16 protein-coding genes are annotated in these 13698 nt (G+C 36.2%); 6 read left to right on the top strand and 10 right to left on the bottom strand.

The genetic code is table 11. The features are described 5' to 3' along the window. Nucleotide 1: 1 nt before the first annotated feature. The 3 genes from ACQ76T_RS11935 to ACQ76T_RS11925 all read left to right on the top strand — a co-directional run bounded on the left by ACQ76T_RS11935 (nt 2) and on the right by ACQ76T_RS11925 (nt 3821). A complete protein-coding gene (locus ACQ76T_RS11935) occupies nt 2-1105 on the top strand; it encodes an HlyD family secretion protein (protein ID WP_431343515.1) in 1104 nt (367 codons plus the stop codon). A 140-nt stretch (nt 1106-1245) separates the two neighbouring features. Beyond that, nucleotides 1246-2823, top strand: a complete 1578-nt coding sequence (locus ACQ76T_RS11930) for a DHA2 family efflux MFS transporter permease subunit (RefSeq protein WP_431343514.1) — start codon at nt 1246-1248, stop codon at nt 2821-2823. 401 nt (nt 2824-3224) lie between these two features. Then, nucleotides 3225-3821, top strand: a complete 597-nt coding sequence (locus tag ACQ76T_RS11925; RefSeq protein WP_431343513.1) for a hypothetical protein — start codon at nt 3225-3227, stop codon at nt 3819-3821. A gap of 118 nt (nt 3822-3939) precedes the next feature. On the opposite strand, the gene ACQ76T_RS11920 is transcribed toward ACQ76T_RS11925, so the two are convergent. Genes ACQ76T_RS11920 through ACQ76T_RS11910 form a run of 3 tightly spaced genes read right to left on the bottom strand, consistent with a single transcriptional unit; the run spans nt 3940 to nt 6316 of the window. Further along, nucleotides 3940-4953: a TQO small subunit DoxD gene (locus ACQ76T_RS11920; protein WP_431343512.1), complete on the bottom strand. Its 1014-nt coding sequence runs from the start codon at nt 4951-4953 to the stop codon at nt 3940-3942. A gap of 53 nt (nt 4954-5006) precedes the next feature. After that, complete coding sequence (locus ACQ76T_RS11915) at nt 5007-5381, bottom strand: hypothetical protein (protein WP_431343511.1); 375 nt, start codon at nt 5379-5381, stop codon at nt 5007-5009. Between the two features lie 17 nt (nt 5382-5398). Then, on the bottom strand, nt 5399-6316 hold the full coding sequence (locus ACQ76T_RS11910) for an alpha/beta hydrolase (protein WP_431343510.1): 918 nt from the start codon (nt 6314-6316) through the stop codon (nt 5399-5401). Nucleotides 6317-6479: 163 nt separating this feature from the next. Between ACQ76T_RS11910 and ACQ76T_RS11905 the strand changes: the two genes are divergently transcribed. Then, a complete protein-coding gene (locus ACQ76T_RS11905) occupies nt 6480-6800 on the top strand; it encodes a MazG-like protein (protein WP_431343509.1) in 321 nt (106 codons plus the stop codon). Next, nucleotides 6797-7357: a DNA-3-methyladenine glycosylase I gene (locus tag ACQ76T_RS11900; RefSeq protein WP_431343508.1), complete on the top strand. Its 561-nt coding sequence runs from the start codon at nt 6797-6799 to the stop codon at nt 7355-7357. The genes ACQ76T_RS11905 and ACQ76T_RS11900 overlap by 4 nt, the downstream gene beginning before the upstream one ends. A gap of 69 nt (nt 7358-7426) precedes the next feature. Here the strand turns inward: ACQ76T_RS11900 and ACQ76T_RS11895 are convergent, their stop codons facing one another. After that, a complete protein-coding gene (locus ACQ76T_RS11895; RefSeq protein ID WP_431343507.1) occupies nt 7427-7936 on the bottom strand; it encodes a hypothetical protein in 510 nt (169 codons plus the stop codon). 82 nt (nt 7937-8018) lie between these two features. Next, nucleotides 8019-8384: a winged helix-turn-helix transcriptional regulator gene (locus tag ACQ76T_RS11890; protein WP_431343506.1), complete on the bottom strand. Its 366-nt coding sequence runs from the start codon at nt 8382-8384 to the stop codon at nt 8019-8021. 91 nt (nt 8385-8475) lie between these two features. Between ACQ76T_RS11890 and ACQ76T_RS11885 the strand changes: the two genes are divergently transcribed. Beyond that, nucleotides 8476-9006 carry an NAD(P)H-dependent oxidoreductase gene (locus tag ACQ76T_RS11885; RefSeq protein ID WP_431343505.1) on the top strand — a complete coding sequence of 177 codons (531 nt, stop codon included), beginning with the start codon at nt 8476-8478 and terminating at the stop codon, nt 9004-9006. A gap of 1 nt (nt 9007) precedes the next feature. Here the strand turns inward: ACQ76T_RS11885 and ACQ76T_RS11880 are convergent, their stop codons facing one another. The 5 genes from ACQ76T_RS11880 to ACQ76T_RS11860 are packed head-to-tail and all read right to left on the bottom strand — an operon-like array spanning nt 9008 to nt 13653. Then, nucleotides 9008-9787, bottom strand: a complete 780-nt coding sequence (locus tag ACQ76T_RS11880; protein WP_431343504.1) for a hypothetical protein — start codon at nt 9785-9787, stop codon at nt 9008-9010. 20 nt (nt 9788-9807) lie between these two features. Continuing rightward, the gene (locus ACQ76T_RS11875) at nt 9808-10041 is read right to left on the bottom strand and encodes a hypothetical protein (RefSeq protein ID WP_431343503.1); all 234 of its coding nucleotides are present in this window, start codon (nt 10039-10041) and stop codon (nt 9808-9810) included. Then, nucleotides 10038-10511: a hypothetical protein gene (locus tag ACQ76T_RS11870; protein WP_431343502.1), complete on the bottom strand. Its 474-nt coding sequence runs from the start codon at nt 10509-10511 to the stop codon at nt 10038-10040. Before ACQ76T_RS11870 ends, ACQ76T_RS11875 begins: the two co-directional genes overlap by 4 nt. Before the next feature lie 52 nt (nt 10512-10563). Next, entirely contained in the window at nt 10564-12033 is a 1470-nt protein-coding gene (locus tag ACQ76T_RS11865) for an FAD-binding oxidoreductase (protein ID WP_431343501.1), read from the bottom strand. A gap of 33 nt (nt 12034-12066) precedes the next feature. Continuing rightward, nucleotides 12067-13653 carry a patatin-like phospholipase family protein gene (locus ACQ76T_RS11860; protein ID WP_431343500.1) on the bottom strand — a complete coding sequence of 529 codons (1587 nt, stop codon included), beginning with the start codon at nt 13651-13653 and terminating at the stop codon, nt 12067-12069. Nucleotides 13654-13698 lie beyond the last annotated feature (45 nt).

Below are 13698 nucleotides of genomic sequence, written 5' to 3'. Positions count from 1 at the left end.
AATGGAAAATAATAATACACAGGCAGCTGAACCTAAAAAGAAAAAAAGTTTAGTTTTTCCTATCATTTTAGCAGCTGTAGTTATCGGAGGAGGTATCTATGGTTATAGAGCCTTTACATACGGACAGTATCATGAGGAGACTGATGATGCTCAAATTACTTCAAATATGTCACCCGTTATTTCTAAAATCTCAGGATATGTGGCACAGGTGAAAGTAAAAGATAACCAGTTCGTAAAAAAAGGAGATACGTTGGTTATTTTAGATAACAGAGATCAGAAAATGGCTTTGGAACAAGCTCAGGCAGCTTTATCTACGGCTAAAAGCAATATTTCAAATGCTGAAGCTACAACAACGGCTACTTCAAAAAATATCGGTTCTTCAGAAGCGGCTGTCGTTACGGCAAATGCTCAGATAGAAGCAGCGAAAGTACACGTTTGGCAAACTTCTCAGGATTTGAAAAGATATGCAAATCTTGTGAAAGATCACTCTATTACAGAACAACAATATGAGCAGGCTTTAGCAGCAAAACAATCTGCAGATAAGCAATTACAGGTGTTGGTAGATCAGAGAAATCAGATTGCTCAGCAAACTCACATTGCTTCATCTCAGACAGCGGCAAGCTCTCAACAAATCAGTGTTGCAGGATCTGTAGCTAAACAAAGAGAAGTAGATGTAGAAAATGCGAAATTAAACTTATCATACACTGTAATCCTTGCCCCTGAAGATGGATACGTAGGAAAAGTACCTACTCAGGCAGGTCAGTATTTACAGGCAGGAGCACAGCTTTTTGCTTTGGTGAAAAACGACCAGAAGTGGGTAGTGGCTAACTTTAAGGAAACTCAGGTTGATAAAATGGTAGAAGGGCAGAAAGTGAAAATCGAGATTGATGCTTTCCCTGACAAAGAATTTGAAGGAGTAGTAAGCTCATTCTCTCCGGCTACAGGAGCTACCTTCTCTATCCTTCCTCCGGATAACGCGAGTGGTAACTTCGTAAAAGTAGTACAGAGACTTCCTGTAAAAATCGATTTTGTAAACCTTGATAAAGATATTGCAAAAAGATTAAGAACAGGAATGAATGTGAAGGCTGAAGTTGCTTTGAAATAACATTTAAAATTGTTAAAAGTCAATGAACTTCTTTGTCAGTAGTGAATCAGCTTTGCTTTTAATTAAAACACAAAGTTTTAAAATTCACCATTCACTTGTGGAGTAAAATTCACCATTGACTTTTTACATCGAAAAAACTTATGCAAGATTCATTAGTAGAATATGGAGCGCGTAGAGTGATCATTACGATTACTGCTATCCTTTGTGCCCTTCTTGAAATTGTAGACTCCACGATTGTCAATGTTGCCTTGAATGAAATGAAGGGGAATCTTGGATCTACACTTTCTGAAGTGGGCTGGGTAATTACGGCTTATGCCATTGGTAACGTAATTATAGTACCAATGACGAGCTGGCTTTCCCAACAGTTTGGGCGTAGAAATTACTTCGCGGCATCCATCATCATATTTACCATATTTTCATTTTTATGTGGAAATGCGACCAATATCTGGGAACTTGTGTTCTTCAGATTGATGCAGGGAATTGGAGGAGGAGCCTTACTGGTAACTTCACAAACGATCATTACGGAATCTTATCCGATTGAAAAAAGAAGTATGGCTCAGGCTATTTATGGTCTGGGAGTAATTATTGGCCCTACACTAGGTCCGCCACTTGGAGGATATATCGTTGATAATTTCAGCTGGCCTTATATCTTTTATATTAATATTCCGATTGGGATTGCAGCAACCTTGATGACACTGCAGTTTGTAAGAAGTCCGAAATATGCAGAAAAACGTAAAGTATCAGATGTAGACTGGATTGGGATTGCATTACTGGCAGTAACAGTAGGTTCATTACAGTTCATTCTGGAAAGAGGTCATGAAGAAGACTGGTTTGCCAGCGGAATGATTGTAGCATTTACAGTAGCAGCTGTTTTAGGATTTATCTTATTCCTTTGGAGGGAACTTACCTTTAAATATCCGATCGTTGAACTCAGGGTTCTTAAAAATAGTAACCTAAGAATCGGAACGATGATGTCATTCGTCCTTGGATTTGGATTGTATGGTTCCACGTTCATTGTTCCTTTGTATACGCAGAGTATCTTGGGATGGACGGCCCTTCAATCAGGAGCATTGATGATTCCTGCTGCATTAACCACAGCCTTTATGATGCCTATCATTGGTAGACTTTTGGCAAAAGGTGCAAAACAGCAAATTCTGGTTTCATTAGGATTGTTCATCTTCTTTGTGTATAGTTTCTGGGGATATAAAATTCTGACACCAGATACCAGCAAAGATGCCTTTTTCTGGATGCTTATCGTAAGAGGTGCCGGTCTTGGATTATTGTTTATCCCGATCACGTCCCTATCTCTAAGTACTTTGAAAGGGCAGGAGATTGGTCAGGGAGCAGCCTTTACAGGGATGATGAGACAGTTGGGAGGATCTTTCGGGATTGCAGCTATCACAACCTTTATTGCGAATGCAGGCCAGAAATATAGAAATAATTTAATTTCTCACCTGGACGAAAATAGCTTTGACGTTCAACAGAGACTGGCAGCATTGAAGGCAAGTTTTATCGCTAAAGGTAAAACGCCTGATGAGGCGATGAACGCCGCCTACAAAATGTTAGACCTATCTGTCACCAAACAGGCCACTGTACTTTCTTATATGGATGTATTTCTTTACCTCGGGATTATATTCTTAATATGTATTCCGTTTATCTTACTCGTAAAAGAAAGAAAGAGCAAAGAAAAAATAGATTTGAGTGAAGCCATGCACTAAATTTTAATTAAAACCTTCGGAAACCCCGAAGGTTTTTTTTATGATGGAGATTGAAGATATAAATGCAAAATATTAATTTTCAGACTCTTTGTTGAAATAAAAGTAATATCACCTATTGGAGAGTTTATTTATTTTTTCTAGCTTTACACTACCAAATGAAAAAAATATGAACAGATTCCCTCACTCCAGAATATCCTTTCAAAAGGTTCTCGAGAATTAGACTTTCACAGTCTTTCCGAATATAAGTTTAGTGTATTCCACTTGCTCTTATGCCCGCTTTGTATAGACGAAAACAAAGGCAAGATTCCCCATTTCTGAAAAATATATACTTATTCCTTCAGTCATACTATCAATATCAACCATACCAATCATGACCACGAAAACCACACAAAATAATAAATATGAATTCAACACCATTACCGGAAACTTACGTAGCCTTATCCGATTTTAGGAAACATGACGTTTATCTTCCTGAAATGAATCACGCTCAGATTATCACAGATTATTTCCCAGGAACTTTTACAGAGCTTACCCAGCGCCTTTCAGACATTACAGGTGCCTTTTATGGAGGAATGCTCAAACAGGCAGGCGAACTTTATGGAGATGGAGCTATACAGCAGCTTTCCAGTTCCTTTATGCATGATCTTGGATCCAATATGGCTTTAAGAAATCTCAATGCAAGGCCAGATTTGAAACCAGGAATTCCGGCAGCGGCAAAAATACTTATAGGAGCAGTTTTTACATCCAGTCCCGAATATAATTTTGAATTTAAAGAATTAAATGACCACAAAGGCAAATTACTGATCAAAGGAGCAGACCGTTACCACAGAATTACACAGAGCCTGCAGATTGCAGACCAGTTGGAATGGCCGGTTATAAAACCTTTTATCCATGGTGTTTGCGATACCATGGGGCTGGATGTTTCTATTGATATAAAAGTAGTCAAACTGGATCCGGACAGTTCGTGCATTTACGAAATTACGGTTTCAAAAAACTGAAAATTTAACTATACAACTGAAAATTTTGAAACAATAGATTGTATAGTGATTTTATTTTTCATCAACAGAAGCGGACGAAAGTCCGCTTCTGTGATAAGTATGATTTCTGTTTTTCATTTTACTGAATATTCTTTACCCATTCAATTCCACTAATATCAATCAGTTTTAGCGAATGAATAGTGCCTTTTGGGAAAATATCATCAATATTAATTATCATATCGGCCTTAGCTCCCAATGGAATAACAAGACTGTGTTTGCCGGGTTTTATTTTCGCAACATAATGATTTTTGATGTTTTCTTTAGGGAATTTTGAAAGGTCTTTATGATCAAGTTCTTTGAGGATATTACCGTTTTTATCCAACAGATGAATTCCTATTAAAAAAGAACCATAAACATCAGCCCCTTCCGTTCTGTAAACTTGAAAGGTTAAATCCGAATGATGATGAACTATATTTGAAATTTCAAGCTTAGGTTGTACCGATTTGTTATGAAGAGTTCCCCAGACTCCACCATGAAAGTATTGGTTGGTATACAAAGTAAGTCCAAAGATGATGAGTGAACCAATCAGGACAAAAATCTTAGGTTTTGAAACAGTTAAGTTTCCTGATGCAAACCATGTAAACCATCGAGTATGGGTAAAAGTTTTGTTTTTTCGGATAAAATAATAGTCCAGAGAATAAGGACCACTTCCTGTAAGAAACAGTACAAAGCCCCCTGCAATGCCCAAAACTCCAATCTGCCATTCATCCAGACAGGTTGTACCTAGCCAACCGGAACCAAGCAAGATTCCTAAAGCAAGGCTGAAAATTCCGATACTCATCAGCCGTGTAAATAATCCCAAAATGATCAGGAATCCAACAATAGCCTCAATGATTGTGAAGATCATCATAGAACGCTGCAAAGCTTCAGGATGAGTCACCAGATACTCGATGACAGGTTTAATGCCTAATGCGTTGGGCAGGAAATGATTGAATTTCTCTCCAATATATCCTTTTTCATCAGGAATAAGTTTGTTTTCTAAGATAAGTCTGCGCCAGAAAGCTGAAAAGTAAGTCCATCCTATAACCAGACGGAGGGATAAAGTATATAATCCGGCCATGTCAGTAGACTGGCTGTTATTGGTATTTTTCATTGAAATAAATATTGTTGTGTAAAAAACTGATTATTGATTTAACATAAGAATGTTTAAGCCAAACTCAATTTCAGTCTTTTAAACAGAATATATTTCGGAGGGCTGTTTCCTGTAGAATGCCCAGAGTAATCATTGAAAAATATCTTTTCTACCCGGATATTCTTTGACGTAAAGTGTATAGCTGGAAAAGCTCCTTTATGCTTAATAGCGGTAGCTTTTGAGAAAGAAGCTTTTGAAGAAGCAGAAAAAGAGTCACAGGCAGAAAAAGTTTCCGGCGTTATCTTTACTTTATTTAAACCGCTGATATATTGAATGTCAAAAATATCAAGCACATTTCTTTTTACGGAGCATGGTGATAAAGAAAATACCAGAATAACCATCAATACGATGATTTTACAAAAACTGATATATACTTTTTTATTTGACATTCTCACAAAACTACACTTTATTTCAATGTAAGTTTAATAAATTGTAAAAATTCATCCTGCTGATCTACAAATAAATAGTGAGAACAGTTATCTATCAGTCTGAAATTGTTCTTTCCGACTATATTTTTAAGATCATTGAGTTGTTTTTCAGAGAAAATACCATCATTCTTTCCGTAAATAGCAAAAATGGGAATTCCCTTTTTTTTAATTTCTTTTAAAACTTTGGTGTTGTCCAGATTATTAAGAGGTTCATTTTGATAGAATTTTGCTGGAGAATTGGGATTTCTGATATTGTTTGTATAAAACTCACCCGCTTCATAGTTTTTTCTGAGCTCTTCACTTTCTGGAGTGGGAGAAGGCATTTTGAAGAAATTCATTGCTCCTGCAATCTCATAACATCTTTTTCTATAGGCTGCAGAATTTTTAGCAAGTTGCTCTACTTCGGATATTTCTTTTAACCGGGCCGGGTCATTTTTGAAATATTCTTTTGCCTGTTTCAGAATATGGTCATAAGTTTCCTGTTGGGTAAACAAGGCTCCTGCAAGCGTGAGAGAACTTACTTTCTTTGGAAAATGATCGGTGAACAAAGTCCCAATAATTCCCCCAAAACTATGCGCAATAATATTGGCTTTTTTGAGCTTATAATCTGCATAAATCTGGTTCAGATCTTCGAAACTTTCTTTAAAGGTCATTGTGGCATTCTCATCCTTGGAACGTCCTTCACCGCGTCTGTCATAGACAATTATATAGAAGCCTTTTTCAGCGAGTTTTGAGGCCGTTGTTCCTTCAAATAAAGTAGCGTTTCCACTTGGCCCGCCATGAATAAAAATCACGGGAGGGTTATTCGGATTTCCGTATGCTTTTGAATAGAGAGTCTGTGCATGATAAAAAACCGTGAAAAGTATGAATAAGATTGTTGTAGAGAATTTCATCATTTTAGTTTTAAAACTCAAAACTACTGAATATTCCCAATCAATGACTGAAAGAATTCCAAAATTTTTGTTAAATTTTAAAGTTTAAAAATACTGCTGACGCACAGTTGTCAAAACTGTATCTTATCTTTATACTCTAAAAGTTATTACAATAGAAATTAATAATATGAGCAACGATAATTTTAACGAAATTATAAAGCGTTCTTTACACATCCGGGAAAAGTACCATCAGCTTGAGACCAGGGGAAACGGATCGGAATGGACTTTGGAAGAAGACGCCTTAGCTTATCTTACGGACGCAGGGTTGGTAGGAAGAAATGTAATGTCTCATCAGAAAACCTGGCTCAAAAAAGATTCAGCAGAAGAACTTGAACACAAGCTAGCCGAGAATATCTGGTGGCTTATTGTGTTGGCAGACCGTACAGGGGTTGATATTAAAGAAGCCCTGAATACATTTTTAACGAAAACAGAAAATATATTTCAATGAGTTATTGCTTAGCCATAGAAGGAATGCAGCCCGAGAGCAGAAAAGAACTGCACAAAAATTATCATGACAATTATTATGGATTTCCGATTCATGATGATAATGAACTGTTTGGAAGACTGATTTTGGAAATCAATCAGGCAGGTCTGAGCTGGGAAACTGTTTTAAAGAAGGAAGAAAGCTTCAGAAAAGCGTATGACAATTTTGATATTCAGAAAATAGCGGCCTATACAGAAGAAGACCGAGAAAGACTACTGAATGACCCTGGAATTATAAGAAACAAGCTGAAAGTGAATGCTGCCATAGAAAATGCTAAAACTACCATCGGGCTACAGGAAGAATTCGGCTCATTTGAGAAATGGTTGGACTATCATCATCCTAAAACTCTTCAGGAGTGGATGAAACTGTTCAAAAAAACGTTCAAATTTACAGGAGGAGAAATCGTAAATGAATTTCTAATGAGCACCGGATATCTGAAAGGATGCCATTCTGAAAGTTGTCCTGTTTATCAAAAGGTATTAGATAGCAGTCCAATGTGGACGAAAACGGAAGGTAAATAGAAAAGAAATCAGAATATTTTAAAAAAAGATTCCTGCAGAATGATAGAATCTGCAGGAATCTCAATTATTTTATTTCATACTTCTCACTGAAACATCAGGTTTTTCACCTTGGGGAACAATGAAAATAGCATCATCACTAATGGTATCTCCAGGATCAAAGTAGTAACTGCCGGTTACCGGAATGGTACTGGTTACAAATTTTCCCGATCTGTCATAGGCTGAGTACGTAACGTTCAGTATTTGAGCTTTCATTTTTAATTCGATCTTTTTAGAAGTCAATCTGGCCCCAGTTGCATTCATACAATCAATTTCTACAAGGCCGATATTGCTTACAACTTGAGGAAAAGCGGACAACCGAATATTGTATGCTTTATCTGATGTATTTTTTACCGATGCAGAGACTTTGTATCGATCATAGGATTTTCCACCGGATTCTATACTCTCTTTGTTGAGTATGTTGAATGTAACAGTCATTCCATTCAGATTTAAGGTTTGACCATCAGAAATTTTCTGTGCATTGACGGAATTTCCAAGAAAGATGAATACAGTGAGGAAGATTAAAAAAGTAAGACTTTTCATAGGTGTTGATTTGGGTGTTAAAGAGTAATCAATTTACATAAAATAATGTAATGAAATTTTTTAACGTAAAACCTTTTTTATCTTATTGATTTTCTAAAAGCTGCCTATGTTCTTTTCCCCATTTTTCAAATTCTAGAATGATAGGACCGAGTTTATACCCGATTTCTGTAAGTTCATATTCTACCCGTGGCGGAACTTCAGCATATACGGTTCTGGTAATGATTTTATCTTCCTCTAACCTTCGAAGTTGAAGCGTCAACATACGTTCTGTAATGGTATTTAGCTTTTTCTTCAGTTCTCCAAACCTCATTTTCCCGTTAATCAGATAACAACAGATGGCCAAGGCCCATTGTCCTCCGATAATGTTGGAAGCATAAATCTCCGGACATTCATCAGCTAGAGCTTTTTTATTGGCGAAATTGGTGGAAGTTTCCTTTATTTTAGTCATTACTTACATTTTTTATAGTACCATACAATGGGTAGCTAATGTACGAAATGTAAGTTATGTGTAGTAATTTTGTCATAGAAATTTAAACATAATGAAGACATTAATAATTGTTACACACCCGGATATTGAAAAATCTGTAATCAATAAAAAATGGATTGACGAATTAAAAAAGAATCCTGAAAAATATACTGTTCATCAATTATATGAGGCTTATCCAGATGGAAAGATCAATGTTGCAGAAGAACAAAAACTGATGGAATCTTATGATAAGATTGTATTTCAGTTTCCTTTTTACTGGTTCAGCAGCCCGCCGCTTTTGAAACAATGGCTGGATGAGGTTATTCTTTATGGTTGGGCTTATGGAAGCAACAGTGGTTTTAAACTTGCAGGAAAGAAAATGTCATTAGCCGTAACGGCCGGAATTGATGAAGAAGGTTACAGCCAGTGGGGTGAATATAAATACACAATGAATGAACTGTTCCGTCCCTATGAACTGACTTTTGATTACATCAAAGCAGAGTATAAAAAACCTTTCGTTTACTATGGAATTGAAAGAGATTCTTCCGATGAATGGATTAACAGAAGCGTTCCGATGTATCTTGATTTTCTGGATAGCCTTTAAATTAGTTATGATGATCAAGGTAAACCGGACCTTGATAACCGTCCAGATTTTCTTTGATGTTCATCATTATGTCCGGAATATATTCATAGCCGCCATCAAGAAGATGTTTCATTTCATCATGGTATAGATAATCAGTGTTTTGAAGATAGGTGTCTAAGTGTTTTTCTGTACTGATATGCAAATTGATATGGGGCTCAAACTGAGCAATATTAAATGATTTTCTCATTTCCTCTACATCAGGTGATTCTTTAAAAACTGCTGCTTTAAAGGAAAGAAGAATAAGATAATCAACCATAAGAAGGAGTTCGTCACTGCTCAAAATACTGTCAATTGTCAATTTCGGAGCATTATCAAGAAGCGGTATATAAAATTCCTCAACTCCTGTGGCAGCCACTGAAAAGAGGAGGGGAACTTCATAGCGGGTAGTAAGATGCCAGATGCTGATGAATCCATGATGGGCAAAGATTTTTTCATCTTCTTGGTGATCATTTTGATAATACCAGGTAAACCATTCAAAAAGCATCGTGAATTCCTGATTTTCTAAAGTGTAATTTTCTTGTTGAAGCTTTGCAAGAATCTTCTCATAAGAGACTTTTGAGATTGTATTTTGATGGTTCAAAAAACTATGAAAGTTCCCAAAATTTTTATCGATACCTGCAACAAATACCTCAGGAAGACCTGTATCCGAAATTTTCGGGTACAGGTTTTCTCTTATTTTTGCTTTATCAAGTCTGTACAATTCTATAAATCCGCCCATAATGACTTCTATTGATACATTCAAATAAATACTTCGAAACTTTTTTAAGATTTCTTTCTTTCAAAGATTAACCCCATGACTGCTCCGGTAGTCGTAAAGATACTTCCCAGTATAAGAAATGGCAGCCAAAATGCAAAACATAATTCAGCCAGTTTTACGATAAATTGTGGGAAATTTCCACTTGCCGTAAACATTCCTATACCTACCAGAAACATGATCACTGAAAGTAATAATATACAGATTCCAGAAATGAATAAATATCTGTGAATTAATTTCATTTGATGTACTTTTCATTAAACTTTTGCAGATCTACTGCCTGTTCTTGAAAATAATCTTTAAATTTATCCGAGAGACTTTGATCTTTAAATTTTACAATAGTATATCCGCTGTCAAAAGCAATAATTTCTAACATACTTCCTTGAATTAAAAAATGATCAGGTTCCCAGACATTTGTATCTTCAGCAGACAATGTGGAGCAGGCGGAAGTATCCGGTTCAATATTATTTGGAACAGCTGAAAGTATTCCCCAAATGATCTGAGTATTGCTTTTATAGAGTTGTTCAAATTCCGGATGATCCAAAACAAAATAATCTTCATCAAAATTAATTGGAAGTGGTTGATCAGATATAAAATCTAAATCTGTCAGAATCCATTTATAAACAGCAAGATCATTCCAAATAGGTTTCAAAACCTCATGAAGGTTGGTATGGAACTTTACCTTTTTTGTACTTCTTATAATCCAGTTCATTTATTCTTTATTTAAAATCTTGTTGATTGTTGTTTTTTTCTTAATAGCATTATTATTTATAATGTTGGTAAAACTTATTATCAAAAAGTTCAGAAGGATCATACTTTCTTTTCAGCTCAAAAAACGATTCAGCCTGTGGATAAACCTTTCTCATTTTCTCTTTGCCAATATGAAGACGGTAAGGAAGGTAAAAAGTACCTTCATTTTTTAATGTTATATCCACCAGTTTGTTGGTTAATAATTTCATAGCGTTTTCCTGTTCTGCAGTTTTCTTCTGATTGAATAACAGGACAAACCCAAACACATTTTCCCGGGCATAATTCATGTAGCTGTCTTCATCTTTGTTTACCGCACGGATCGTAATATTAAGCAAATCCAATCCGGAATTTTTCAAAACAGGCTTCATGTCTTTAATAAACTGAGTGAAATGTCTTTCCGGAATAAAATACTCCTGAAGCAGATCCGTAGAATTCGGATCCTTATTTTCAATCAGAGAGACATGATCATTAAGAAGCTCATTTCTGGAATACACTGCATTTTTGGTCATTTTATTCATTCCGGTTTCCAGATCCCATCTTAATCTTTTTCCATACTCGCTGTTTACGGTACTGCGGAATACAAGACGTTTCACTTCTTCATTTTTAGCATTTTGAAGCGGAAGAGACAAAGGCTTTTCATTTACTTTTTCAAAATAATTGATGGTGGCTTCTTCAAGAAAACGTTTGTCTGAAATCCTTAACCTTCCGAAAACAAGATTTACATTAGGATTTTCAGAGATGAATTTTTTATAATAATCCGTGTAATTATCTGCTTTTAACCGGATATATTTATATTGAAGAGCGGTATTGTCAACCACTTTCAGACGGATGTCGAGAATAATTCCGAAAAGTCCGTATCCGCCAATGACCAGTTTAAAAAGTTCCGGATTCTCCTCTCTGCTGCAATTGATGATCTTTCCGCTTTCATTCATCAGGGAAAAAGAAACAACACTGGAAGAAATTGGAGGAAGGTTTTTCTGCCATCCATGTCCGTTTACGCTGATAGAACCACCTACAGAAAACGAACTGAAAGCCTGCATTACGGCAATAGATTTTCCATGTTTATCGAGATATTGAATAGCATCTTCCCAAAGAGCTCCCGAGCCGATGGTTAGAATATTCGTTTTGTCATCCAGCTCCATATGTTTATAAGGAAGCATATTAAGAAGAATTCCGTTGGGGTAAATTGAATGCCCACCCATACTGTGCTGTGCTCCGGCGATAGATATTTTCAGATGTTTTTCTTTGGCATATTGTAAAATCTGCTGCAACTGAATTTCAATGTCTGCTTTGGATGAAGGAACTTTGATCAGAGTATCTATTTTGGTTAAATTCAACTGACTTGCATCATTGGTATAACCTTTTGGAATTTCATTTTTAAGATCAGTTTCACTCCATTTTGTTTTAAGAATATGAATAATCGGAATAGAAATGAAAATAATGCTTGCTATCACTGCAAGAATTAAAAAGTGTTTCTTTTTCATGGATATTTAAAAGGCTAAAATACTTAAAAATCCTTATCCTACCGTAGGGGTGTCTTCTTCTTTCAGTATCTTTTTCTCTTTCATAGAAAGCATCATGCGTTCATACTTATATTTTTCCCAGTCAAATTGATGGAGAAAATCAAGGGCTGCCTGAAATCCTCTGTTGAAAAGTTCTTCCTTTTCTTCTCTTTTCATAAAAAAGTTCAGCCAGCTGCTCGTGCCGCAATTGACAGTCTGGATACTGTATAATTTGTAGAAAGTATGCTTGGTAAGAAATGTTTTATCATTAAATCCCTTCAATGTATTAATGATGTTTCCAGCATAGCTGAAAGGGGTTTTGAGGATTTCCGCACTTGTTTTTCCCTTCTCTGAGAGCAGATCAGAATCACTGGTGAGCTGCACCCCAAAAAGAGGCATTCTCGGATAAAAAACTTCATCTGCATGAAACAGATCAATAGGGAAATTGGAAATACTGCCTCCATCAATGAAAACTCCGACCGGATTAATATCTTCCTGTTTGGTGTTCATCCAATATCTCCATGCATACTTCACAGAGTCTTCATATTTGTTGATCACTTTTTGAAAAGGTTCAAAAAAGAAGGGTACAGACATAGAAGCGCGGACAAATTCTGCAGGGCTGATGTGCTTGAGTTCTTCTTCAGACCAATACAGATTGGCCATCGTAGGAAGCTCTACTTTTATTTTAGCATTGATATCCGTAGTTACAACAATGTATTCTGAACGGAGAAGGTAAAAAGGGTTGTTTTTATAATAATCATTATTGGCAGCACTTTCATAGAAAATCCGGTATCGGGTTGGGTCAATATGTTCCAGATTTTTAGTTTTGATTTTTTCAATGCTTTGCAGAGCTATGGTATAATATTCCTGGCCGTTTCCATAGCGATAGTTGAGGTTGAGGTCATGTTCTTTTCTAATGAATTTTTCGTTCAGACTGGCTACCGTTTGAATACCGAAACTTTCAAGAGCATTTTTCATGGTATTCTGAAAAGCATTGCCGGGATTGAGCCCGCTATTTTCGTTCCTGAAATTATGATAAAGCTTTTTGATACAGAAAAACAAGATGATAGCCGGAATCAGAGGAATTAAAAACATTAGTTTGGCATTCAATATCTTTTCCGAATGCGTTACAAACGGAATACTGACCAAAATAATAAATATAATTGCGGCCAAAATGGCATTGATCTTAAAGAAATCCTTATTATTAAGCATCGCATGAAGCGTTGTCTTTACATAGGTTTTCCCATCCATGAAATCTGCAAAATCCCAAGTGAAAAGAATATTTTTAATCAGTTCACTTTTCGGTTCTTCTTTGGTTTTACAGGCGGCAATCAACATCGTGTTGATGGCTCCCGCACTTGTCCCGGCTACTTTCAGAAAACGAATCCCAAAGATTTCCAGTCCATAGAGATAGCCTACCAGAGCACTTCCCCAGACTCCACCGCCTTCCTGTACAAATTCCACATATTGATTGCCATAGGCATCCAAAAGATCAGAAAATTCTTTGGAAGAGATATTCTCATGCAATGCTGTCAGTTTCTCTTTAGAAGCTTGCGAAAGAGAATTATCCTGCAGCGTTGTATTTAAGTTTTCAGTTTTCATGGGTTTTGTTTTTGTTGAAAAATGGATCTTTTTCAAAAGGGAGAA

The organism is Chryseobacterium sp. JK1, from assembly GCF_050632815.1.
Taxonomy (GTDB): domain Bacteria; phylum Bacteroidota; class Bacteroidia; order Flavobacteriales; family Weeksellaceae; genus Chryseobacterium.
Note: the sequence above shows the minus strand (reverse complement) of the source record. Positions and strands in the feature narration are given on the sequence as shown.

Excerpts from the sequence above, each read along its gene's own strand:
- ACQ76T_RS11935 (WP_431343515.1), top strand. The coding sequence starts at position 2 with ATGGAAAATAATAATACACAGGCAGCTGAACCTAAAAAGAAAAAAAGT.
- ACQ76T_RS11930 (WP_431343514.1), top strand. The coding sequence starts at position 1,246 with ATGCAAGATTCATTAGTAGAATATGGAGCGCGTAGAGTGATCATTACG.
- ACQ76T_RS11925 (WP_431343513.1), top strand. The coding sequence starts at position 3,225 with ATGAATTCAACACCATTACCGGAAACTTACGTAGCCTTATCCGATTTT.
- ACQ76T_RS11920 (WP_431343512.1), bottom strand. The coding sequence starts at position 4,953 with ATGAAAAATACCAATAACAGCCAGTCTACTGACATGGCCGGATTATAT.
- ACQ76T_RS11915 (WP_431343511.1), bottom strand. The coding sequence starts at position 5,381 with ATGTCAAATAAAAAAGTATATATCAGTTTTTGTAAAATCATCGTATTG.
- ACQ76T_RS11910 (WP_431343510.1), bottom strand. The coding sequence starts at position 6,316 with ATGATGAAATTCTCTACAACAATCTTATTCATACTTTTCACGGTTTTT.
- ACQ76T_RS11905 (WP_431343509.1), top strand. The coding sequence starts at position 6,480 with ATGAGCAACGATAATTTTAACGAAATTATAAAGCGTTCTTTACACATC.
- ACQ76T_RS11900 (WP_431343508.1), top strand. The coding sequence starts at position 6,797 with ATGAGTTATTGCTTAGCCATAGAAGGAATGCAGCCCGAGAGCAGAAAA.
- ACQ76T_RS11895 (WP_431343507.1), bottom strand. The coding sequence starts at position 7,936 with ATGAAAAGTCTTACTTTTTTAATCTTCCTCACTGTATTCATCTTTCTT.
- ACQ76T_RS11890 (WP_431343506.1), bottom strand. The coding sequence starts at position 8,384 with ATGACTAAAATAAAGGAAACTTCCACCAATTTCGCCAATAAAAAAGCT.
- ACQ76T_RS11885 (WP_431343505.1), top strand. The coding sequence starts at position 8,476 with ATGAAGACATTAATAATTGTTACACACCCGGATATTGAAAAATCTGTA.
- ACQ76T_RS11875 (WP_431343503.1), bottom strand. The coding sequence starts at position 10,041 with ATGAAATTAATTCACAGATATTTATTCATTTCTGGAATCTGTATATTA.
- ACQ76T_RS11870 (WP_431343502.1), bottom strand. The coding sequence starts at position 10,511 with ATGAACTGGATTATAAGAAGTACAAAAAAGGTAAAGTTCCATACCAAC.
- ACQ76T_RS11865 (WP_431343501.1), bottom strand. The coding sequence starts at position 12,033 with ATGAAAAAGAAACACTTTTTAATTCTTGCAGTGATAGCAAGCATTATT.
- ACQ76T_RS11860 (WP_431343500.1), bottom strand. The coding sequence starts at position 13,653 with ATGAAAACTGAAAACTTAAATACAACGCTGCAGGATAATTCTCTTTCG.